The sequence below is a fragment of the Streptomyces sp. GD-15H genome, assembly GCF_045291515.1.
GTDB lineage: Bacteria > Actinomycetota > Actinomycetes > Streptomycetales > Streptomycetaceae > Streptomyces.
In genome coordinates, this window is sequence record NZ_CP149447.1 from 8,253,870 (window position 1) to 8,275,456 (window position 21,587).

Here is a 21,587-nt window from a genome sequence, read left to right on the forward strand (position 1 = left end):
CGCGGGGCCCGTCCGTAGAACCGCTCACTCCACCGGCCCATCGGCGCAGAACTCATGGCGGTGTGCCACCGCGTGCCCGTTCCTGGTGCCAGACCTCGTCGAGGTCGTCGAGCCGGTCCAGCCCTCGCACCGCGCGGGCGGTGCGCGGGCTGTGCTCCAGTCGGGAACGGCTCCGGTCGAGGAAGGTCCGGTAGCCCGCTGTGCGGGGGCAGCGTGCGCGCCGGTCCGGTCACCGGGTCGGCGTACTGGGACATGCCGACGACGTGGGGGGCCGTCACCCAGTCGTACCCGTCCACGAAGCAGCGGTGGAACCAGTCCGTGACCGCGGCGGGGCCCCAGCCCCGCCGGAGTGCGTAATTGCCGAGGATCATGAGTCGGGGGATGTGGTGTGTCCGCCCGGTGTCGCGTACCTGGGCCAGAACGGTGTGCGGGCAGCGGGCCCGGACGGGGTCCGCGTCCAGGTCGTCCCACCAGTCGGGCGGCGGAGCGGTGTGACGCAGCACGGGGGTGCCTGTCCGGCACGCCACGCCGTTTCCGCCCGCTCGACGCACTCGGCGGGATCGAGCAGGCCGAGGTCGGGCGAGGAGGACAGCCGGCTGTGGTTCATGACCGGGTCGGCGGCGAACATGGCGTCCTCGTCCGTCGTCCAGGGCGAGGAAGCGTGGACCGAGCCGGTCGCCGAAGAGTCGGTGCACGACGGTGTCTCCTCAGTCGCGGCCGCGGGCGTGCTTGAAGCGAGCCAGCCCGTCGGCGAGATCGATCAACGGGGCGGGATAGTCGAGCCCGGCGCGTTCGTCCGCCGGCAGCCGCCAGGGTTCGTGCACCGTACGGTCATCCACGTCCGCCAGTTCGGGCACCCAGCGGCGTACGTAGGCTCCCTGTGGGTCGAAGCGTTTGCCCTGGACGACCGGGTTGAGCACGCGGTGGGGGCGGGTGGCGGTGCCGGTTCCGGCGACCCACTGCCAGTTGAGCTGGTTGTTGACGATGTCGCCGTCCACGAGCAGGTCGAGGAAGTGCCGGGCGCCGATCCGCCAGTCCACGTACAGGGTCTTGGTCAGGAAACTGGCCACCAGCAGGCGCGCCCGGTTGTGCATCCAGCCCTCGTGGCGCAGCTGGCGCATCGCCGCGTCGACGATCGGGTATCCGGTACGGCCGTCCCGCCACGCGGTGATGTCCTCGGACGCCTCCTCCTCGGTCCGCCACCGGTCGTGCCGCGTGCGGTAGTCCTCGACGGATGCCGCCGGTCGTGCCGCCAGCACCTGGTGGTGGAAGTCGCGCCAGCACAACTGGCGCACGAACGCGTCCGCCCCGGGCCCGCCGTGTGCGCGGGCCCGCAGGATGAGTTCCACCGGCGAGAGCGACCCGAAGTGCAGGTACGGCGACAGCCGCGAGGTCACGTCGCCCGCCATGTCGTCGCGCCGTTCCTCGTACTGCGCAAGACCGGCCCGGGACCACCGCGAGAACCGGCCACGCCCCGCCGTCTCGCCTCCTGTCGGAAGGCCCGGGGAGAGGCCCCGCACCCCTTCACGGGACGGCACCGGCTCGCTGCGCACCGCATCGGGGACCCGCACGGTACGGGGTACGGGCAAGGACGTCCTCAGGGATTCCTTCGCCCACTGACGGAAGTAGGGGGTGAACACGGCGTAGTGGTTGGAACCGGTCGGTGTCACGGTCCCCGGGGCCACAGCGGTGATCACGTTGTCGTGCACCCGCAGTGCCACGCCACGATCGCTGAGTTCCTTGCGCAGCCTCTCCTCCCGGCGGTGGGCGTATCCGGTGACGCCCGCGGCCATGTGCACCTCCGTGGCCCGGCACTCCGCGGCGACCGCGCAGACTTCCCGGGCGGCCGGTCCCGCACGCACCACGAGCCGGCCGCCACGGCGCCGCAGTGAGGCGTCCAGGTCGGTCAGGCAGTCGACCAGAAAGGCTTTCCGGTTGGGTGCGTCGAAGCCGGCCGCATGAACGCCGGGGTCGCGTACGAACAGCGGCACCACCTCGTCCGCCGCCGCGAGTGCCGCGCGCAGTGGGGGATGGTCGTGCAGACGCAGGTCCGAGGTGAACAGGACGACCGCGACGGTCATGGCGTCACTCCTGGTGCGGTGATGCGGGACGGGTGCGCTACTGCCGTACTTTCCCTCGCGGCGGGGCTGCCGGATGCGATCGGTGCGCGACGCGCTCATGCCCTTGGCCGCGGCCTGGGTGATGTCGCGGGCCGTGCCGTCGAAGACGGCGGCGTGAAAGGGGGAGACGGACCACCAGTAGGCGCGGCCCAGAGGCCGCATCAGTGGAGCAGCGCGCGCTGCCGGTAGCGGGTGCGGCCCCGGTGTCCGTCTCCGGCCGTGCGAGGCTCGGCAGCCGCATCTCCGCCCGTAGCCGCGGCAGCCTGTCCGGGCTCGCTCTCCTCCACCCGCCAGAAGGCCAACGAGTCGCCGACCCGCAGGTGCTCGGCATCGCGTACGGAGCTGTCGTCCGACTGCTCACGGGCCTTGCGCGCCGCGTCCCTCGTCAGACCATGCCTTCGCGTCTCCTGCCGAAGAGACCGGTGTGGGCGGCGCCCACCGCCCACGCGACCTCTTCACACTTACCGGCATCGATGGACGCACATCGCGTCTGGACCGCCCGTTCAGCCATCCGCGGAGGACGCGGCAGCCGGCGCGGTGTCCGGCGGGCGGCGGATCCCTCGGACGCCTGCGATATCGAGCGAATGAGGCCGAATGGTCCGGGTACTGGAGGGTTCGGTGTATCCGACGAGTGCTGGAGGACCGATGGCCGTGCGACACCGATTGGTCAAACGTTCCGTAGAGGATGTCTGGGCGGTTCTCGCGGACAGTACGCGTTACGGCGACTGGGTGGTGGGCACGTCGGATTCGCGGCCCGAAGAGGGCGTATGGCCGCAGGTCGGCGCCAGCATCACGTACACGGTCCGGCTGGGACGGTGGTCCGCGGCGGGGAGCACCGTCGTCCGGCGTTGTGAGGCACCGCACGTGTTGGAACTGGAGGCCGCCAGCGGGTGGCTCGGCACCGCACGAATCGCCGTGGAGGTTCGGCAGTGGGGCGAGCACGCCTTGGTGACCATCGACGAACACCCCTTGCGCGGACCGGCCGGGAAGCTCCACAACACAGCCATGGACGCGCTGATCCAATTGCGCCACCGCGGCATGCTCGCCCGATTGGCGGACGTCGTCGAGAAGACCTCGAAGCGCGTACACCAGGCAGCCTGACGGCGACGCGCGCAGCTGTCTGAAGGGCACAGCACGGCGACTGGGCAGACTTGGACCGGCGAGAACACGAGGAGGTACCGATGCCGGACGCGGTGGTTGTCGGCGCGGGCCCCAACGGTCTCGTCGCGGCGAATCTGCTCGCCGCTGCAGGGTGGAGCGTGGAGGTTCTGGAGGCGCAGCCGGAGCCCGGCGGTGCGGTCCGCAGCGATCGTGGCGTCCACCCCGACTATGTGAGCGACCTGTTCAGCACCTTCTATCCGCTGGCAGCCGCCTCCCCGGTCCTCGCCGGTCTGAAGCTCCAGGAGGAAGGGCTCTGCTGGAGCCGTGCTCCGCGTGTTCTGGCGCACCCGCTGCCGGACGGCCGGTGCGCGGTCCTGGAAAGCGGGTCCGAGGACACAGCGGCCGGCCTGGACACGTTCGCGGCGGGCGACGGGGCGGCCTGGCTCGACCTGTGCGCCACGTGGAATCGCCTCGGCCCCGACATTCTGCGCGCCCTCTTCACTCCCTTCCCGCCAGTCCGGTCCGCCGTCCGCCTCGCCGCCGGACTCCGAGCGGCCGGCGGCCTTCGGCTGGCACGGACCCTGCTGCTGCCTGTCCGCCGCCTGGGAGAGGAGGAGTTTCGCGGCGAGGCAGGGGGGTTGTTGCTCGCGGGCAACGCGCTGCACGCGGACCTGGGCCCCGAAACGGCAGGCAGCGGGGGTTACGGATGGCTGATGTCCATGCTCGGACAGACCTACGGCTTTCCGGCGCCGGTAGGGGGAGCCGGGGCCTTCACCGCGGCCTTGGTGCGTCGGCTGGAGCGGCACGGTGGCGTGGTGCGCTGCGAAGAGCGCGTGAACGAGATCGTCGTACGCGGCGGACGCGCCCTCGGCGTACGCACCGCGGGGGGCGAGCCCGTATCGGCGCGCCATGCCGTGCTCGCCGATGTGTCCGCACCGGCACTGTACGGCGAACTGGTCGACGCACAGCACCTCCCCGGCCTGCTGCTGAATGATCTGTCCCGATTTCAGTGGGACTTCGCGACTTTCAAGGTCGACTGGGCGCTGAGCGGCCCTGTGCCCTGGACAGCCGGGCAGGCAGCCTCGGCGGGGACGGTCCACCTGGCCGACGGAGTCGACGGTCTCACCCGCTTCGCCGCCCAGATCGCCATGGGTCAGGTGCCCGACCGCCCCTTCCTCCTCTTCGGGCAGATGTCCACCACTGATGCCACGCGTTCACCGGCCGGCACCGAATCCGCTTGGGCCTACACCCACGTACCGCACCGGATCAGGGGAGACGCGGGTGAGGACGGGCTGACCGGACGATGGGACCGGCGCGAACAGGAAGCCATGGCCGACCGCATGGAGAACGAAGTCGAACGCTGGGCACCGGGATTCCGCTCCCGCATCACGTCCCGGCGCCTTCTCGCGCCGTCCACCCTCGAAGCGATGGACGCCAACCTGCGCGGTGGTGCGATCAACGGCGGAACGGCAGCCGCTCACCAGCAACTGGTGTTCCGGCCGACACCCGGCACCGGGAGGCCCGAGACGCCCGTGAAGGGCTTGTACCTCGCCTCGGCCTCCGCACACCCCGGCGGCGGCGTGCACGGCGCCCCAGGCGCCAACGCCGCCCGCGCCGCGCTGCGCGGCAGGAGCGCCTCCCGCCTGCACTCGGCTTGCGTGCCGTGGGCCATCCGCGCAGGGCGGAGCGCCGAGGGATAGTCCCATCCGGCCGGAGGGCCCTCGGCCAAGACAGGGCATGGTGACACGCTCGGCCCCGGGAAAGAGACGCGAGGCGCGCTTCTGTCACCGGCATGCGTCCGGCCCAGGACGCGGCGGTCGCCTGAACGCCGGCAGTGGGCTCCCGCACGAGCGGCAGCCCGGCCGTCAGGCCCGCGACTGATCGATCGTCTCCGCTGCACGGCCGCCGGCCCCGAGCAGTCCCGTCGCGGTGAACTCCGAGCGCGTCAGCTCCCGGCGGGCCAGCAGGGCGACCGGCCCGGGCAGACCGGCACGCACCGCTTGGACGCTCCGCAGCCACCTTGGCACGTACACGGAGGGTGCCCGCCGCTCGACTGCGGTCACCAGGCGGCGGGCGATGTATTCCGCGGAATAGACCTTGCGGGCAGGCCGCGGCATACGGGCCCGGAGCTGACGCAGCACAAGGTGCTGATCGGCCTCTCGGACCATGTCCGTGTCGATCCAGTTCAGGTAGGCGATGCCCACACCGACCTTACGGGGGGCGAGTTCCGCGCGCAGCGAGTGCGCCAGCGCCTCCACGCCCGCTTTGGAAGCGCGGTACGCGCTCATCATCGGCGCGGCGCCGATGGATGCCAGCGAGGCGATCTGCAGAAAGAGCCCATGGGTGTCGAGAAGATGTGGCAGGAACGCCCGCGCGGTGACCGCACTGCCCACGAGGTTGACCTCGACCACGCGTCGCCAGCTGTCCGGGTCGGAGCCGACGAACGGGCCACCCTCGGCCACGCCCGCGTTGGCGACGACGACCGATGCAGGGCCCAGACGATGGCGCACCTCTTCGGCGACGCGGGCCACCGCCTCGTGGTCGGTGACATCCACGTGCCAGTGCTGTGACGCCGTCGGGAGGTCGCCGGCCACTCGGGCGAGTGGGTCTTCCTCCAGGCCGGGCAGTGCCACTTGGGCGCCCCGGACGGCCAGCTCCCGGGCGACGGCCTCTCCGAGGCCGCGCGCGGCGCCGGTCACCACGGCCGTACGCCGCGCAGAACCTGCTTCCGATCAGTCACGAAACTCCTTCAAGCCTGCGTGGACGGCGGGCACCCCGGCGCCCTACGCGAGCGGACGGCCCGAAAGGCAACGGACGAGGACCAGCCGGAACAACACCACCGACCGGTGACGCCGCCGTCGGACCCTGGCGAGAACGCACCTCACCCTGTAGGGAATTCTGCGCCTTTCATCCGGGTCGTGCGCCTCAGGGCGCACGGCGCCATGGTGAGGCTGCCGTTGTCCGAGGCGCAGGTGAAGAAGCCCCTCCGAAAGCGTCGTGCGAACGCCGATGTCCACTCGGAGACTCCGAACCCGGACATTTGGGCACAGCAACAGAAGGTCTCTTGGCAGGGGCAGGTACCGACCCGTCCCCTTTTCCTCGCTGCAACACCTCGTTCAGGAGCTGTGCAGCGCGTCCGAGCGCCGCCGGTCTGAGATACCGATAGGTCTTGGGCGGCGCCCCGGCCGAGCACCCCGGGCGAGGAGGGCCTGTCGATCGGCAACCCGAGCCACGAGTACGTCGCGTCGCTGCCCATCGGCCCTGACGCCTGCTGAAGCTGATCCGCGACGAAACCCGCGCACAAGACCAGGGCCCGGACCGGCGAGCGTTCGCGGCATCGGCGAGCTGCCGCCATGGACCTGGGCGCCACCGCAGGTCAGCGCTGCGCTCTACAAGGCCGCCGCGAAGATCCACCGGGGTCACGATGACCCGTGCTGCCGGCGGCACCTCGGGACGCGCAGGCGTCGCCGTCGCCCGTACGGCAGACGAGCGGCAAAAGCAGCGGATCTACCACCGGACCACACCAGTGGGTACCGCTCCGCCGGTCACGTGCGTGAGCCGTACCTCGAGTGCGAGGGCGGCCCGGGCCACTGGACGACCGGCCTCTCGAGCCGGCCGAGCCAGTCCGTCAGCCTGAGCCCGCTGTTTCCGGTGCGCGCCGTGGAGGGCTCGGGTCGCCATGCGGGCCCGACCCCTCCGGACTAGCGTGAGAAGCCACCACGGCAGCAAGCAGCGCACCCCGAGGAAGGTGACGCACATGCCAGGCAATCCAAGGGCCGTACCGACAGCCGCCGCTGGTCAGGCACTGGCGGACGAGCTTCGCTCCTCGCTCCGAGGTGAGGTGATCGACCGCGGGCATCGAGGCTACGACGAGGCCCGGGCCGTGTGGAACGGACTGATCGACCGCCACCCCGCGCTCATCGCCCGGTGCTCCGGTACGGCGGACGTGGTCGAGACGGTACGGGTCGCGCGCGAGTACCGCCCCCTCGCCAGCATCCGCGGTGGCGGACACCAGGTGGCGGGCAGCGGGGTGTGCGACGACGGGCTGGTGATCGACCTGTCGCATATGAAGGGCGTGCACGTCGACCCCGCTGCCCGCACCGCGCGGGCCCAGGCGGGTGTGACCTGGGGTGAGCTCGACCGCGAGACCCAACTGCATGCTCTGGCCACACCGGGCGGGGAGATCTCGGCCACCGGGATCGCTGGTCTCACGCTCGGCGGCGGCTTCGGTTTCGTGATGCGAACGTTCGGCCTGAGCTGCGACAGCGTCCGCTCGCTCGAGATCGTCACTGCGGACGGCGCGGTGCGCACGGTGAGCCGGGAGGAAGAACCCGAGCTGTTCTGGGCGGCGCGCGGCGGGGGCCGGGGTCTCGGAGTCGTCACGTCCTTCGAGTTCGACCTCCACCCGCTCGGGCCCGAGGTGGCCGGAGTGCTGGTTCTCCACCCCTACGAGCGCGCCGAGGAAGTGCTGCGGGCCTGGCGGGACGCGACGTACTCCGCGCCGGAGACGGTCACGCCGGAACTCCTGCTCTGGAGCGTCCCCGCGGACCCCGCGATCCCGCAGGAACTGCACCGATCGAACTGCGTGATGGTGGGCGCCGTGTACGGGGGCCCGCCGGGCGACGCTGCCACCGCCGCGCTGGCGCCGCAACGCGAACTGGGCCCGCCACTCATGGACTTGAGCGGAACCGTTCCCTACGTCGTGCTGCAGAGCGCGAACACCTGGCGGTTCCCCGACGGGGAACGCTACTTCATGAAGTCGCACTTCATGGACGAGCTGAGCGACGAGGCCATCAAGACCCTGGTGGAGTGGTACTCTCGGAGGCCGACTCCGGACAGCCTGATCGTCGTGCGCACCCTGGGCGGCGCCGTGGCGCGCGTCGGCCCCGACGACAGCGCGTTCGCGTATCGGTCCGCGCGCTACAACGTGAGCATCGACGCGGGCTGGCGGGACCCGGCGCTGGACGAGACCGCGATCGGATGGGCGCGCTCGGCGTGGGACGCGGTGAAGCCGTTCTCGAGCGGCGGGACGTACGTCAACTTCGCCGGGCTCGGGGAGGACGCGAGCCAGCTGCGGGGCGCGGTCTTCGGCTCACACGAGGAGCGGCTCGCACGCACCCGCGCCGCGTACGACCCGGAGGGCCTCTTCGGACCGGCCGCGGCAAGGCCGTGAGCATGTGAACAGACCGCGAGGCAGGCGGTCACGCCCCCTTCCAGGCGAGGCGTGACTCACCTCCCGCGGATCGTCCGGCTGGCTGCGGCGGCCACAGCCGCAACTCCGTAGCCAAGGCCGTCACGAAGAGCACCCGCTGTCGTCTCATCGTCGTCGACGACATCGGCATGCCGCCCTGCTGCATGCCCGAGGCACGACCTCGGTCAACGGCCGCGAGCAGCCGGCCGGGCACGGCCGGGGCGACGAGGCCACCGCGGGGATGCGCACGCCCGAGGACTCGCCCGGCGGCGTGGAGGACTGGATCGCCGACATGCTGCGCACCTGCACGCAGATCAGAACCGAGCCCAGGGCGGCCTGGACTGTCTCGACGCCCTCAAAGCGCGCCACAGCAGTGAGAAATGAGACCCCTTCAGGATGCGGTTCCCGTTGTTGGTCGCGTGCGGCCTACGCGAGGAAGCCGTCGCCGTCCTCGAACAGCACACTCCCGCCGACAGCAGCATCCTTGCCCGGCACCTCATCGATCTCGGCCGTGCCAAGGACGCCGTGACGCTTCTTCAACAGTGCGCACCTACGCCGATCGCGCCTACCGCTGAAGACCTGACGGTCATGCCCAGGCCCGGCCGACAGGTATGTGCGGTGCAGAAGGACCGCTGCCTGGCCAACGGGCAGGCCCGAGCGGCTGAAACAGAGGCAACCCGTACGCGGAGTCCCCACCCTCTGGGGATCGCCCACGGTTTCCAGCGTTTCCACCTCCGGGACTCGGCGCACTCGCGCGCTTTCAACCGCAGCAAGGCCGACCAGGACCTCGTCCCATGGCTCCCGCTCGCCGCCGACATCCACTGCCGGTACGCAGCCGAGTGGGTCGACACCGAGCTCCGCTGGGGCCTGGCCAGTCCGCCGGACGGATCCTCGCAGTGGGCGGTGCTCCACCAGGTGCCTTGCGCGCCGTGCCACGAGCGCACATCCAGTTCGTCGCCCGTCCGTACCGCCGGGCAGATCTACGGCGAACCCGCCACGTGGCAGGCCGACCTGGCGCGGTGCGTTCTGCTGCGCCCCGTGCCCCCCGGCGAGCAACTCCGCGACGACCAGGCTCCTCGGCCACGACTCCGCGCCACCCATGGCCCATCGGGAGGAACCGGGGTGGGGAATGACGCAAACAGATCGGCGCGATGACCGACGAGATCAGCGCCAAGGGGTGCCGGACCCGCAATGGGCCGTTTCACCCCACTCGGCCAGGACCCTGACGAGACCACCGCGGAGCGTGTCGGCGTCGGCTGAACCTGGACCCACTATGGACAGGTGAAATCTGACCCGGGTGTCTTCGGTTCGGTCGGTTCAGTCGTTGTTGTCGGTGGTGGGGACGCGTCCGAGTTCGCGTCCTCGCATGCGGTAGGAGTCGCCCTTGAGGGAGTGGACCTCGGCGTGGTGGACGAGGCGGTCGATCATGGCGGCGGCGACGGTCTCGTCGCCGAAGACCTCTCCCCGGCGTCCGAAGGGTTTGTTGCTGGTGACGATCACGGACGCGCGTTCGTAGCGGTTCGAGATGAGCTGGAAGAACAGGTTCGCGGCCTCGGCCTCGAAGGGAATGTAGCCGACCTCGTCGATGACGATCAGCGGGTAGCGGCTGAGCTTGGTGAGCTCGGCCTGGAGCCGCCCGGCGTGGTGGGCGGCGGCCAGGCGGTCGACCCACTCGGCGGCGGTGGCGAACGCGACGCGGTGCCCGGCCTGGCAGGCGCGGACCGCGAGCCCGATCGCCAGGTGTGTCTTTCCGGTGCCCGGCGGGCCCAGGAAGACGGCGTTCTCCTTGCCGGCGATGAAGTCCAACGTGCCCAGATGCGCGAGCTGTTGTCGCGTCATGCCGCGCAGATGGGTGATGTCGAGTTCCTCGATCGTCTTGATCGCGGGGAACCGGGCGGCGCGTACTCGGGCCTCGCCGCCGTGTGATTCGCGGGCGGAGACCTCGCGCTGGAGGCAGGCGACCAGGTATTCGGCGTGGGTCCAGGACTCCTTGCGGGCGCGTTCGGCGAGCCGTTCGGCGGCGTCCAGCAGGGCCGGGGCCTTCATCGCCCGCGCCAGGAAGGCGAGGTCGGCGGCGGTCTGGGAGCCGGTCCGGCGGCCCGCTGCGGTGCTTTCGGCCGCGGCAGTGGTGGTGCGGGGCATCAGCCGGCCTCCCTGTCGCCGCCGCCTTCAATGACGGTGAACAGCCGGTCATAAGAGTCCAGTTCGCGTTGCTCGACCTCCACGACCGGGCCGGCCTGGGCCGGGGCGCGGTGGGCCTGCCCGCGCATCGTCTGGCCCGCGGCGGCGTGGTCGGGATCGGTGATGGTCTGGTGGCGGGCCCAGCAGCGGGGGTGCCGGGCGACGATTTCGCCGCCCGGGGCAAGGGCGATGACCTCGTCGTTATCGGTGAGCACGGTGACGGTGCGTCCGATCGCCTCGGGGTGCACGGAGTAGTCGTTGGTGTCGACGCGGACGTAGTGGTCGCGGCCGATCCGGGTCTGCATCCGCCACCAGGCGGGTGGATCGACGGGTGGCAGGGTGAGCATCCCGGCCCGGTCGGCCTCCCAGCGTTCGGCGGGCCGGGCCTGCAGGGTGCGGTGGATGCGCCGGTTCGCGACGGCCAGCCAGGTGGTCAGCTGGGTGTTGAAGTCGCCGGGGCCGCTGAACGTGCGGCCGGGCAGGAACGAAGTCTCCAGATAGCCGTTCGCCCGCTCGACCAGCCCTTTCGCTTCGGGGTCGCGGGGCCGACAGAGATAGATCCTGGTGGCGAGCAGGCCCGCGAACGCGGCGAACTCCGCGGTGAGCCTGCCGCGGCCGACCCCGGCCTCGTTGTCCCAGACCAGTGTCTTGGGCACGGCACCCCAGGCGGACAGCAGCCGCCAGTGGCCGTCGATCAGGTCTCCGGTCGTGCGGGAGGGCAGCATCCGCGCGGCGATCACCCGCGAATAGCCCGACACCATCACCAGCACCGGCGGGCGCCCCGTCTGCCCGTAACCGAGCGGGATGTCCGCCTCGGGAAACCACAGGTCGCACTGGGCCAGCTCGCCCGGCCGATAGGTCGTGCGGGAGACCGGATCGACCGGAACGTAGGCGGGGCGCAGTTCCCGCACCCGCTCCTTGAGCACCGTCATCCCTCGCTCCCACCCGATCCGCTCGGCGATCACCGTGGCGGGCATCGACGGGGTCTCTCGCAAAAGCTCTCGGATCTGCACCTCGACGGCGTCGACCACCGAGCCCTTGGCCGGCCGCTCGTACTTCGGCGGCCGGTCGGTGGCCAGCGCTCGTTTCACCGTGTTCTTCGAGATGCCCAGATGCCGGGCGATCGCCCGGATCGGCATCTGCTCGGCCCGGTGCAGCCTGCGGATCTCTGCCCAGTCCTCCACGCGGATCACCCTTCCCTCCTGACCTTCCGATCAAGATCAGGTTCAGGCGAAGATCACCAAAAGGGTCACTTTTGATCCGCCGCCAGAGGGTCAGAATTCAGGCGTCGCCGAGAGAGCGGCTGATGTCCGTGATGCGTGCGCTCAGGAGGCGGCGGACCGGCGGCGTGGATGGCCGGGCCGTACGTGGGCGACTGACGACAACACCGCGAGGGTACGTGCCAGGCGTCGCCACCGGACGAGAGTGTGAAGACGGGCCTACCGGGGGACGCGTGCCGACTGCCGGCGACAATCCTGATTGCCGGCGTCTCCCGGGGTTAGACGACAACGCGAGTCCACAAACAGCGTGAGCCAACCGGAAGAGGAGTCGTGGAGAAGAAGAACATCTTTGTGATCGGTCTTGAGGAGTCCAACCTCCCGACGCTGCACGAGGTGCCGGACGCCCAGTCGCTGCGGTTCCATCAGCTGCTCACCATTGAGGAGCTTCAGGCCGGCGAGGTCTCTCTGGAAGGTCTGATCAAGAAGGCCGAAGGGGTGCTCGACGCCTTCGAGGAGAGCATCGACGCGATCGTCGGTTACTGGGACTTCCCCGTGAGCACCCTCGTCCCGATACTGGCCGAGCGGTACGGGACCCGCAGCACGAGCCTGGAGTCCGTCGTCAAGTGCGAGCACAAGTACTGGAGTCGGCTGGAGCAGCAGAAGGTCACCGACAGGCACCCGTGCTTCGGCATGGTCGATCTGGAGTCCGACGATCCCGTGCCACCGGACGGCGTGACCTTCCCGATGTGGCTCAAACCCGCGCTGTCGCATTCGTCGGAGCTGGCTTTCGGCGTGAAGGACCAGGAGGAGTTCCGTGCGGCCGTCGAGGAAATCCGCTCGGGCATCGCCCGCGTGGGACGGCCCTTCGAGGACATCCTTGCCCGCCTCGACCTGCCGCCCGAGATGGAGGGCGTGGGCGGTCAGGTCTGCCTGGCCGAGGAGGCCATCGAGGGTGTCCAGGTGGCGGTGGAGGGATACGTCCACCGGGGCGAGGTCACGGTCTACGGCGTGCTGGACTCCATCAACTACCCGGACTCGTCCAGCTTCCTGCGCCACCAGTACCCGTCCATGCTCCCTGAGCCCGTGCTGCGCAGGCTGCGTGAGGTGACCAAGCGGGTGATGCGGCAGATAGGCATGGAGGCGGCGACCTTCAGCATCGAGTACTTCTACGACCCGCGGCAGGACGAGATCAACCTGCTGGAGATCAATCCCCGGCACTCCCAGTCGCACGCGGAGATGTTCCACTACGTCGACGGCGTCCCCAATCACCACAGCATGATCGCCCTCGCTCTGGGCCAGGACCCCGCACTGCCGCACCGCGCCGGCCACTATGCGATGGCAGCGAAGTGGTACTACCGCTGGTTCGCGGACGGCACCGTGCACGACGTACCGACGCCGCAGGACATCGCGCGCGTGGAGCGGGAGATTCCGGGCGTACGCATCGACATGGTGCCCGCCGAGGGGCAGCGGCTGTCCGAGTCCACCGGCCAGGACAGCTACAGCTACGAAGTCGCCCACATCTTCACCGGTGGTGACAGCGAAAAGGACCTGCGGGAGAAGTTCGACCGCTGTGTGGCCGCGCTGGGCCTGGCCTTCGACGTGACGCACCCCGGCGGACGGGGCGAGAAGAACCCCTGACCGCCGGAGCCCCGCGGGACCGGCCCCGGCCGCTTCTCACCGGGGCCACACCATGAGGAAAGGAGAGATCCGGCCGCATGCGCTACGTGACCAACCTCCCTTCGGAGACGAAGGAAGAAGAACACGTCGTCATCCCCATGTCCGACGGCACCCGGCTGTCGGCACGCATCTGGCGCCCCGTCTCGTCCGACGACGAACCGGTGCCCGCCATCCTCGAATACATCCCGTACCGCAAGCGCGACCTGACGGCCGTACGCGACTCCATGCACCACCCCTACCTCGCCGGCCACGGCTACGCCTGTGTCCGCGTCGACCTGCGCGGCACCGGTGACTCCGAGGGAGTGCTGAAGGACGAGTACCTGGAGCAGGAGCAGCGCGACGCGGAGGACATCCTCGCCTGGATCGCCGACCAGCCCTGGTGTGACGGCGCCACCGGCATGATGGGCCTGTCCTGGGGCGCGTTCGCGGCGCTCCAGGTCGCGGCCCGGCAGCCGCCGAGCCTGCGGGCGATCGTCATCGCGTCCTTCACCGACGACCGCTACGCCGACGACATGCACTACATGGGCGGCGCCATGCTGTCCGACAATCTGGCCGAGGCGGGCACCATGTTCGCCTACGCCACCTGTCCGCCCGATCCGGCAGTGGTCGGGGAGCGCTGGCGCGAGATGTGGCACGAACGGCTGGAGAGCACCCGCCCGTGGGTGGTGGAGTGGCTGCGCCACCAACGGCGCGACGAGTACTGGCGGCACGCCTCGGTCTGCGAGGACTACGGGGCCGTGCGCTGCCCGGTGCTCGCGTCCAGTGGGTGGGCCGACGGGTACTCGAACGCGGTGATGCGGCTGCTCGGCCATCTCGATGTACCGCGCAGGGGGCTGATCGGGCCCTGGTCGCACAAGTTCCCGCACCTGGGCGAGCCCGGCCCGGCCATCGGCTACCTCCAGGAAGTCGTGCGCTGGTGGGACCACTGGCTCAAGGGAGCCGACAACGGCGTCATGGACGGCCCGATGCTCCAGACCTGGATGCAGGAGAGCGTGCCGCCCTCGACGTCGTACGAGGAACGGCCGGGCCGTTGGGTCGGCGAGCCGAGCTGGCCGTCGCCGAACGTCGAGCGCGTGACGTACCCGCTCACCCAGCACGGCATCGGCGCACCGGGCGACACTGCGGCGAAGCCTGCAGGCGGCGACGGCGAGAAGGAGCCGATGACGGTGCAGTCCCCACTGTCCGTAGGACAGTTCGCGGGCAAATGGGCCTCGTACAACGCGCCTCCGGACCTCCCGTACGACCAGCGTGAGGAGGACGGCGGCTCGCTGGTGTTCGACACCGAACCGCTCACCGAACCGGTGGAGATCCTGGGCCCTGCCACCGTCGAACTGGACGTGTCCGTCAGCGAGCCGGTCGCGACGGTCGCTGCGAGGCTGTCCGACGTGGCGCCGAACGGCAGCGCCACCCGTGTCTCGTATGGTGTCCTGAACCTCACCCGGCTAGACGGCAGGGACGCCCCCGAGGCGCTGGAGCCCACCCGCCGCTACCGGGCCACTGTCGACCTCAATGCGGTGGCGCAGTCCTTTCCGCGCGGGCACCGCATCCGGCTGTCGCTCTCCACGTCGTACTGGCCCCTGGCCTGGCCACCGCCTCGGCCGGTGCTGCTGAGCGTGTACGAGGGATCCAGCACGCTCACGCTGCCTGTCCGTCCCGCGACCGTGCCCGACGGGCTGCCACGGAACGCGTTCGCCGAGCCGGAGAGCACCCCGCCACTGGACGCCACTCAACTGACGGACCCGGAGGAGCGCTGGCTGGTCACGCGTGACCTTGTCGGATACAACGCCGAACTGGAGATCGTCAAGGACCGGGGTCTGGTCCGCTTCGAGGACATCGGCCTGGAGGTCGGCCGCCGGGCCTGCGAACGCTACGCCTCCGTCGCCGAGGACTTCACGTCCGCCACCGGTGAGTCCACCTGGACCATGCGCTTCCGGCGCGACGACTGGGATGTGCGGGTGGAGACGCACACCCGGCTCACGTGCGACGAGACACAGTTCTTCGTGGACGCCACCCTCGACGGATACGAGGGCGGGCGCCGCGTGTTCTCCCGCACATGGAACGAGACCATTCCACGCGACCTCCTCTGACCCGCAGGCCAAGGGGGAGCAAGCAGGCGCCGCCCGGTGGTCAGGGCGGTGGGGGCCACCGGTGGCGTTGAGTGCCCCGCCGGTGCCGCGCGAGCTGCCGGCCTCGCCGTCGGCCGGGATCGCACTGGGTCCGTAGCCGGGCGTACGTACGCGGCGACAGCCGCACATTCCGGCCGACGGCGGTGAACGGACTCGCGCCGGAAGGTGAAGAGCCGCCATGACCGAGTACTTCGACCGGCCCGCGCGTCTCACTTGCCACGGTGTCCCGATTCCGATCGGAAAGAGGACAGGCGTCCTGGGTTCCCTGTGACTTCGAGTGAGTAGCCGACGTGGCTGGGAGGGCCGGCGAAGGCTGCGCGTTCGGGCACGTCATGTGCGGGGCAGGGCGCGGCCGGTGCGGGCGGTTCGTCCGCCCCTTCGCGGCCGGAGGGGCACATGCGGGCGCGGCGGTGCCTCCCGGCAGCCCAGAGCACCCGGGCGCGGTCGCGGGCTGGTCGGGGCGCTGTCTCTTCCGGTGTGTCCGGCGGTCGCGCGCCATGACCGGGCCGAGCCCGGCCCGGGGGATGCCCTGTGACCGTGCGGGGCGGGGGGCCCCGGAGTTGTTCCGGACGGGATCCTCGTCGGAGGGCCGCGGTGCACCCTCGTCGTATTCCGGGTGTGGCCGCGGCATCCTCCGGGTGGCCTGCGGGTGCACGCAGTGCCGGCGGTGGCCGTCGGGGGTGCCGATCACCGTGGGAAGGCGGTGGTGCACGCGTCGTCCGTCTTCCAGCAGCGGATTCCGGACAGCAGCACACCTCGACGCTCCTACCGCCTGACGGACACAGTTCTCGGGTGTCCGAACCGGAGACCGCACGTATGGACCAGTCGTGATGGCGGGCGTACCAGGATCGGGCGAGGGTGGAGTGGTGATCGACGTTGCAGTCGACCGATCCCCTTTGTCGTCCCCCGAAGGAGCACCGTCATGTCTGGACGCAATACCTGGATCCGCAGCCTGCACGATGTGGGTCTGGCCGCCTGGTTCGGCGGCTCACTCATGGGCGCGGTCGGCCTCAACGGCGCGGCCCGGGCGGTCGGCCTCAACGGCGCGGCCCAGGAGGAAAGCGGAACCGATGAGACCAGTTCACGCATCGCTTCGGTGGGCTGGGCGAAGTGGGCACCGGTCAACGCCGCCGCCATCGGCGCGCACCTGTTCGGCGGCGGTGGGTTGCTGGCCGTAAACGCCCATCGGGTCGCCACGCAGAAGGGCGTGGCCGCCTCCACCACGGCCAAGACCGTCGTCACCGCCGCGGCCCTGGCCGCCACCGCCTACGCCCGCGTCCTCGGTAAGAAGATCGAACTGGCCTCCTCCCAAGATCCTCAGGATCACGAGAAGGCGGCCCAGCACCCCGTCGACATCAATCAAGCGCGGCGTCACCTGGCCTGGGCTCAGTGGGCGGTGCCGGCGCTCACCGGAGGCCTGGTCGTACTCAACGCTCTACACGGCGAACAGCAGCGTCCTGGCGAGCAGTTGCACGGCATGTGGGAGCGAGCCCGCTCTGCCGCCCCGCTCATCCACTGAGAGGCCGTTTTCTCCCGATGCTTCATCCCGGAACGCATGTCTGGCTCCAGGGGTGTCGGGTCGCGCCGGGAGACGGTGGCTTCGCCGGCGAGGCGGCGGGCCACCAGGTCGGTCATCACGAGGTGGATCATGGCTTCGGGGCGGGCAGGGTTTCGTGGTCGCGGGCCAGGCGGCGGTGGAACATCAGCCACCCGTAGGTCCGCTGCACGGTCCAGTGTTTCGGCAGCGTGGTGAAACTCCCGCTGCCGGGCGTGCGTTGTGCGACTTCCCTGTCGATGCAGAGGGTCGCGCCGTGCTCGACGAGGTGTCGGCGGTAGTCGCCGTCGACCCAGGTCTTGCGGACGGTGGGATGTTCCGCGGCGACTCGTTCGATGAGGGTCTGGCCGGCGACGGAATCCGGCGCGCTCGCGGCCGTGAGCAGCAGTCCGAGGGTGTCGGTGACGATGCTCCGCTTGCGGCCCACGATCTTCTTCGCCGCGTCCGTGCCCTGCCCTGCGGCCGGACGCTTGTGGAGGTCTTCGCGCTCTGCGCGTCGATTACGCATGCGGACGGCTCCGCTTCCTTGCCGGCCTTCTGCCGCAACCGCTTGCGCAGCACTCCGTGAGCTCGGTGAACACACCGCCTTTCTGCCACTTGGCGAAGTAGCCGTACACCGTTTCCCAGGGCGGGGAGGCGTGCGGCAGGTAACGCCGTTGCACCCCGGTGCGGTCCACGTACCGGATCGCTTTCGCGATCTCGCGCAGGTCGTGCTCGGCCGGGCGCCCGATGTCCAGCGCATGCCGGCGACGCGCGGCCCACCAGGCGGACAGCACCGCTCGACCAACTTCCAGCGTGCATCGGACAGGTCACTCGGGTACGGACGACGTTCGGTCATGACCTGGAGAACCTCGGGTCGAAGTCATGCGCCGCACTCCGTCCCAGCCGCCACGCCGGCCGGGTCGGCCATTAATCCTCGCTTACCGGGGGACCCGCTGCGGGCGGGGCCCGGACTCCCTGTCGGCCCGAAGGTGTACATCCGCGGACGCCGATCACTCGGGGCGGGACGGGGGGCACGAGCGACGAAGGGAGTCAGCCGTGCAGCCCACCCCGCCCGAGGGCACTGCGGAAATCCTGTTCATCGGCAACGCCACCCTGCTGATCCGCTACGGAGAGCTGACGCTGTTGACCGACCCGAACTTCCTCCACCGCGGGCAGTTCGCCCACCTCGGGTACGGGCTGGTCTCGCGCCGGTTGACCGAACCGGCCATTGACGTGGCGGACCTGCCCCACGAGGACCTGGATGCCGTTGTGCTCTCCCATCTGCACGGCGACCACTTCGACCGGGTGGCCCGGCGCGGGCTGGACCGGGGCCTGCCGTTCGTGACCACTCCGCACGGCTCCCTCCTGCTGAAGGGCCTGTACGGCTTCCGCCGTGCCACCGGCCTGCGCACCTGGCAGAGCTGCACCCTGCGGCACGGGGACTCCTCCGTGCGCGTCATTTCGCTGCCCGGCCGCCACGCGCCCGGTCCGGCGCGGGCCCTGCTGCCGCCGGTGATGGGCAGCTTGCTGGAGTTCGGCGACCGCTCGGGGGAGACCCGGCTGGTTTTCTACCTCTCCGGCGACACCCTGATGTACGACGGCCTGCGGGAGATCGCCAAGCGTTACCCGGACATCCACCTGGCGGTCCTGCACCTCGGCGGTACGACCTTGCCCGGCGGTCTGATGGTCACCATGGACGCCGAACAGGGCGCCGACCTGTTCGACCTGCTGCGCCCGCGACGGGCGCTGCCCATTCACCACAGCGACTACACGGTCTTCCGTTCCTCACTCGAGGACTTCCTCGCAGAGGCCGGGCGCCGCGGCCACGAGGCGCGCCTGGTGCAGTGCGCCCCGGGCGAGCGGGTGAGAGTCGGTGCCGAAGCCGCGCTCTGACCGGCACGCTTTCACCGGGGACACCCCGATGCCGCCTGGCAAGTCCCACTGCTCTCAGCACCGGTGAAACCCCGCCCAGACCTGGATCCGGGTGACACCGAAACCCGTGTACGGCCACTCTCACGACTTTGTGGATAAAACCGCCAGGAGGGTACGTCGTCGGCTTCGTACAGGAAGGTGGTCCGCATGGGGACAACTCGCTTTCTTGCTGAGGTGGGGTCTTGGTGCTGGGCTGTCGCGCCGGACGGCACGGCGGTTGGCGGGGCTTGAGCGGCGCCAGGTGCGTCAGGCACGGTGAGGACGGTCTTTCCATGGGCCCCTTTGAGAGCGGAGCCGTTCGGTGGCCTCGGTGGCGGTCTCGAAGGACAGGGTGCTGTCATTCAGGCTGTACTCGTCCGTCTGCGACCGCGGGCGGCAGCTCCTGTCCGGCCGTGGCGATGACGGCGCCCGGTTCGGCGGGCCGGTGAAGCCGAAGGACACTCCTGGACGCGCAGGTGAGGAGAGGACAGGGCGTCCAGGTCGATGGTGGAGCGGCTGCCGACGGCAGGCGTCTGGACACCGTCGCCCGACGGCGGTGAACATCGAGGCATCGGCGTTGTGGCACGTAGGCAGAGGCCTGCGAGGTAGCTGTCCGGGGTCTTGTCGTACCGGGTGGCGATGCTTCGCCAGGCCTTCAGCTTGCTGGTCAGGCGCTCGACGGTGTTGCGCTCTTTGTAAAGGCCGACGTCGTGGCTGAGGGTCCGGCGGCCAGGGGACGAGCGAACCTCGCCGTCGTGCCCGTGTCTCACCAGCCACGTCATACAACACCGAGTAACCACCGCGAACACGCTCACGCAGAATCTCCCTCCATCGGTTATTTACTCCGATATCGGGCTATTCATCAGAGAGTGTCTGAAGACTCCGAAGGAGGGTGAGCATGATCACCCGTGAAGATCTCGGTACCGTACTGGACCACCCGGTCCACGACCCCGACGGCAACAAGATCGGCGACGCCGAGCACGTCTTCCTCGACGACGCGACCGGAGAATCGGCATGGGCCGCGTTAAGACCGGTTTGTTCGGCACCAGTGAGTCGTTCGTGCCGATCAAGGACGCGTCCGTGGTGGAGGGCCACCTGGAGGTGCCCTACCCCAAGGCCTGGGCCATGGCCGTGGATGCGCCCCACGTCGATGCGGACGCCGGCGGGCACCTGTCCGAGGACGAGGAGCACCGCCTGTGCGGGCACTACGACATCGCGTGGGACGCCGCCTGGCAGCAGGCCAACCAGTCCGGCGAAGGCGGCTGGGCCCACACCGGCACCGGCACGGCCAGGACAGGGAGGCGACCGGGAGGCGACCGGGCGGGGCCGCGCCGAGGATGACGCGTTCATCCGCTCCGGGGAGCGGATGAACGTCGGCGCCGAGCGTCACACGTCGGCCGGGTCCGGCTGTGCAAGTACGTCGTCACCGAGAACGTCCAGCAGACCGCCCTGGTGCGCCGCGAGGAAGTACGCGTGGAGCGCGAGCCGATCACCGCTGCCAGCCGGGACGCCGCGATGTCCGGTACCGACATCACCGAGGCCGAGCACCAGACCACCCTGCACGAGGAGCGCCCGGTGGTGGAGGCCGAGGACGTCCCCGGCGAACGCGTCCGGCTGGCCACTGAGGAACACATCGATCAGGAGACCGTCCACGGCGAGGTCCGCAAGGAGCACATCGACACCGACCTCCCCGAGGACACCGGCAGGGACCGCCGCCGGCCGTTGCGCGCCCGACCGCTGAACGAAATCCGCCACCCCGGAGCGCTCATCGCTCTGACCGGTGTGCTGCACCCACACATCCCTGAGGGAGAACATCATGGCCAAGGTCACTCAGCCCGTCACCGACGACAGCATCAAGGTCCGCCAGCTCAGCCACTACCAGTTCAGCTGGGTCGCCGGAGAACCCGGCGGCCCCGGCACCTTCACCCTCCAGCTCGTCCTGGACGAAGGCGCCTGGGAGGAAGTCCTCACCGTCGACGCCGCGGACGCCGACGCCCTGCAGGATCTACTGGTCAACACCGAGACCGTCCACTACGACGTCGCCCGCCGCACCCTGATGTTCGGCGTCACCCCCACCGGTCACTGACCTCCACGGCGCTTGCGGTCACGGGCCGACTCCGCGCGGGGCACCGGACTGAACTGCAGGATCTCCCTCGGCCCCTCTCCTCGGAGGCTGTCTGCAGTGCCGTGGTGGGGGAGGCGGGGTCGAGGACGTCGGCGGTGAAGCCGCGGGCCCGGACGCCGTCGCTGTCCAGTTCGGCCACGAGGCCGTCGAGGTGATCGGCACTGCGGGCAGGAGGGCGATGCTGCGGCCGGCGGCGCCGAAGCGGCGGGCACAGGTCAGTCCCAGATCAGGGCCGGCACCGACGAGGGCAAAGGTGGTCACGGTGAGTCCTCGGCGAGGTCGCGCCCTCGCCGGCATGAGCGTGGAGTAGTACGCCAAGCTCGAAGACGCCCACCCCGCCGATGCCGATCACCGTGCCCCCCACCTACTGAGCTCCCTCAGTCGTGGCCGTGATCATG

The 21,587-nt window shown here is 70.2% G+C and carries 14 protein-coding genes and 5 pseudogenes; 10 read left to right on the plus strand and 9 right to left on the minus strand.

Annotated features, from left to right (window positions below):
• Nucleotides 1-52: 52 nt before the first annotated feature.
• The 3 genes and pseudogenes from WJ438_RS39150 to WJ438_RS39160 form a co-directional block, all read right to left on the minus strand.
• Nucleotides 53-637, minus strand: a pseudogene (locus WJ438_RS39150) (cryptochrome/photolyase family protein); the annotation flags it as partial.
• A 70-nt stretch (nucleotides 638-707) separates the two neighbouring features.
• The gene (locus tag WJ438_RS39155) at nucleotides 708-2,081 is read right to left on the minus strand and encodes a cryptochrome/photolyase family protein (RefSeq protein WP_406729949.1); all 1,374 of its coding nucleotides are present in this window, start codon (nucleotides 2,079-2,081) and stop codon (nucleotides 708-710) included.
• A gap of 200 nt (nucleotides 2,082-2,281) precedes the next feature.
• Nucleotides 2,282-2,566, minus strand: coding sequence for a DUF2867 domain-containing protein (locus tag WJ438_RS39160; RefSeq protein WP_406729344.1), 285 nt, complete (start codon nucleotides 2,564-2,566; stop codon nucleotides 2,282-2,284).
• Nucleotides 2,567-2,765: 199 nt separating this feature from the next.
• Between WJ438_RS39160 and WJ438_RS39165 the strand changes: the two genes are divergently transcribed.
• Both WJ438_RS39165 and WJ438_RS39170 read left to right on the plus strand, forming a co-directional pair.
• Nucleotides 2,766-3,221: an SRPBCC family protein gene (locus tag WJ438_RS39165; RefSeq protein WP_406729345.1), complete on the plus strand. Its 456-nt coding sequence runs from the start codon at nucleotides 2,766-2,768 to the stop codon at nucleotides 3,219-3,221.
• An 80-nt stretch (nucleotides 3,222-3,301) separates the two neighbouring features.
• Nucleotides 3,302-4,921, plus strand: coding sequence for a phytoene desaturase family protein (locus WJ438_RS39170; RefSeq protein WP_406729346.1), 1,620 nt, complete (start codon nucleotides 3,302-3,304; stop codon nucleotides 4,919-4,921).
• 165 nt (nucleotides 4,922-5,086) lie between these two features.
• Here the strand turns inward: WJ438_RS39170 and WJ438_RS39175 are convergent, their stop codons facing one another.
• Nucleotides 5,087-5,920, minus strand: a complete 834-nt coding sequence (locus WJ438_RS39175) for an SDR family oxidoreductase (RefSeq protein ID WP_406729950.1) — start codon at nucleotides 5,918-5,920, stop codon at nucleotides 5,087-5,089.
• Nucleotides 5,921-6,978: 1,058 nt separating this feature from the next.
• On the opposite strand from WJ438_RS39175, the gene WJ438_RS39180 reads away from it, so the two are divergent.
• Entirely contained in the window at nucleotides 6,979-8,394 is a 1,416-nt protein-coding gene (locus WJ438_RS39180) for an FAD-binding oxidoreductase (protein WP_406729347.1), read from the plus strand.
• Nucleotides 8,395-9,729: 1,335 nt separating this feature from the next.
• On the opposite strand, the gene istB is transcribed toward WJ438_RS39180, so the two are convergent.
• Both istB and istA read right to left on the minus strand, forming a co-directional pair.
• Nucleotides 9,730-10,554, minus strand: a complete 825-nt coding sequence (gene istB, locus WJ438_RS39185) for an IS21-like element helper ATPase IstB (protein WP_406729348.1) — start codon at nucleotides 10,552-10,554, stop codon at nucleotides 9,730-9,732.
• Nucleotides 10,554-11,786 carry an IS21 family transposase gene (gene istA, locus WJ438_RS39190; protein ID WP_406729349.1) on the minus strand — a complete coding sequence of 411 codons (1,233 nt, stop codon included), beginning with the start codon at nucleotides 11,784-11,786 and terminating at the stop codon, nucleotides 10,554-10,556. Before istA ends, istB begins: the two co-directional genes overlap by 1 nt.
• A 357-nt stretch (nucleotides 11,787-12,143) precedes the next feature.
• Here istA and WJ438_RS39195 point away from each other — a divergent pair, with 357 nt between their 5' ends.
• The 3 genes from WJ438_RS39195 (at nucleotide 12,144) to WJ438_RS39205 (ending at nucleotide 17,135) form a co-directional block, all read left to right on the plus strand.
• Nucleotides 12,144-13,451: an acetyl-CoA carboxylase biotin carboxylase subunit family protein gene (locus WJ438_RS39195; protein WP_406729350.1), complete on the plus strand. Its 1,308-nt coding sequence runs from the start codon at nucleotides 12,144-12,146 to the stop codon at nucleotides 13,449-13,451.
• A 77-nt stretch (nucleotides 13,452-13,528) separates the two neighbouring features.
• Nucleotides 13,529-15,577, plus strand: coding sequence for a CocE/NonD family hydrolase (locus WJ438_RS39200; protein ID WP_406729351.1), 2,049 nt, complete (start codon nucleotides 13,529-13,531; stop codon nucleotides 15,575-15,577).
• A 961-nt stretch (nucleotides 15,578-16,538) separates the two neighbouring features.
• A complete protein-coding gene (locus tag WJ438_RS39205) occupies nucleotides 16,539-17,135 on the plus strand; it encodes a hypothetical protein (RefSeq protein ID WP_406729352.1) in 597 nt (198 codons plus the stop codon).
• A gap of 62 nt (nucleotides 17,136-17,197) precedes the next feature.
• Here WJ438_RS39205 and WJ438_RS39210 read toward each other — a convergent pair.
• Nucleotides 17,198-18,009: pseudogene (locus WJ438_RS39210) on the minus strand (IS5 family transposase); the annotation flags it as partial.
• A 200-nt stretch (nucleotides 18,010-18,209) separates the two neighbouring features.
• On the opposite strand from WJ438_RS39210, the gene WJ438_RS39215 reads away from it, so the two are divergent.
• Entirely contained in the window at nucleotides 18,210-19,046 is an 837-nt protein-coding gene (locus tag WJ438_RS39215) for an MBL fold metallo-hydrolase (RefSeq protein ID WP_406729353.1), read from the plus strand.
• Between the two features lie 596 nt (nucleotides 19,047-19,642).
• On the opposite strand, the pseudogene WJ438_RS39220 reads toward WJ438_RS39215, so the two are convergent.
• Nucleotides 19,643-19,795, minus strand: a pseudogene (locus WJ438_RS39220) (IS5/IS1182 family transposase); the annotation flags it as partial.
• 283 nt (nucleotides 19,796-20,078) lie between these two features.
• Between WJ438_RS39220 and WJ438_RS39225 the strand changes: the two are divergent.
• The 3 genes and pseudogenes from WJ438_RS39225 to WJ438_RS39235 all read left to right on the plus strand — a co-directional run bounded on the left by WJ438_RS39225 (nucleotide 20,079) and on the right by WJ438_RS39235 (nucleotide 21,150).
• Nucleotides 20,079-20,405: a hypothetical protein gene (locus WJ438_RS39225; RefSeq protein ID WP_406729354.1), complete on the plus strand. Its 327-nt coding sequence runs from the start codon at nucleotides 20,079-20,081 to the stop codon at nucleotides 20,403-20,405.
• 66 nt (nucleotides 20,406-20,471) lie between these two features.
• Nucleotides 20,472-20,684, plus strand: a pseudogene (locus tag WJ438_RS39230) (DUF2382 domain-containing protein); the annotation flags it as partial.
• Between the two features lie 196 nt (nucleotides 20,685-20,880).
• Nucleotides 20,881-21,150: a hypothetical protein gene (locus WJ438_RS39235; protein WP_406729355.1), complete on the plus strand. Its 270-nt coding sequence runs from the start codon at nucleotides 20,881-20,883 to the stop codon at nucleotides 21,148-21,150.
• A 29-nt stretch (nucleotides 21,151-21,179) separates the two neighbouring features.
• On the opposite strand, the pseudogene WJ438_RS39240 reads toward WJ438_RS39235, so the two are convergent.
• A pseudogene (locus WJ438_RS39240) lies at nucleotides 21,180-21,450 on the minus strand (SDR family NAD(P)-dependent oxidoreductase); the annotation flags it as partial.
• Nucleotides 21,451-21,587: the final 137 nt, after the last annotated feature.

Bases quoted from the DNA above. Each gene is read 5' to 3' on its own strand.
- WJ438_RS39155 (WP_406729949.1), bottom strand. From the start codon at position 2,081: ATGACCGTCGCGGTCGTCCTGTTCACCTCGGACCTGCGTCTGCACGAC.
- istB (WP_406729348.1), bottom strand. From the start codon at position 10,554: ATGCCCCGCACCACCACTGCCGCGGCCGAAAGCACCGCAGCGGGCCGC.
- WJ438_RS39205 (WP_406729352.1), top strand. From the start codon at position 16,539: ATGTCTGGACGCAATACCTGGATCCGCAGCCTGCACGATGTGGGTCTG.
- WJ438_RS39170 (WP_406729346.1), top strand. From the start codon at position 3,302: ATGCCGGACGCGGTGGTTGTCGGCGCGGGCCCCAACGGTCTCGTCGCG.
- WJ438_RS39235 (WP_406729355.1), top strand. From the start codon at position 20,881: ATGGCCAAGGTCACTCAGCCCGTCACCGACGACAGCATCAAGGTCCGC.
- WJ438_RS39180 (WP_406729347.1), top strand. From the start codon at position 6,979: ATGCCAGGCAATCCAAGGGCCGTACCGACAGCCGCCGCTGGTCAGGCA.
- WJ438_RS39200 (WP_406729351.1), top strand. From the start codon at position 13,529: ATGCGCTACGTGACCAACCTCCCTTCGGAGACGAAGGAAGAAGAACAC.
- WJ438_RS39165 (WP_406729345.1), top strand. From the start codon at position 2,766: ATGGCCGTGCGACACCGATTGGTCAAACGTTCCGTAGAGGATGTCTGG.
- WJ438_RS39225 (WP_406729354.1), top strand. From the start codon at position 20,079: ATGGGCCGCGTTAAGACCGGTTTGTTCGGCACCAGTGAGTCGTTCGTG.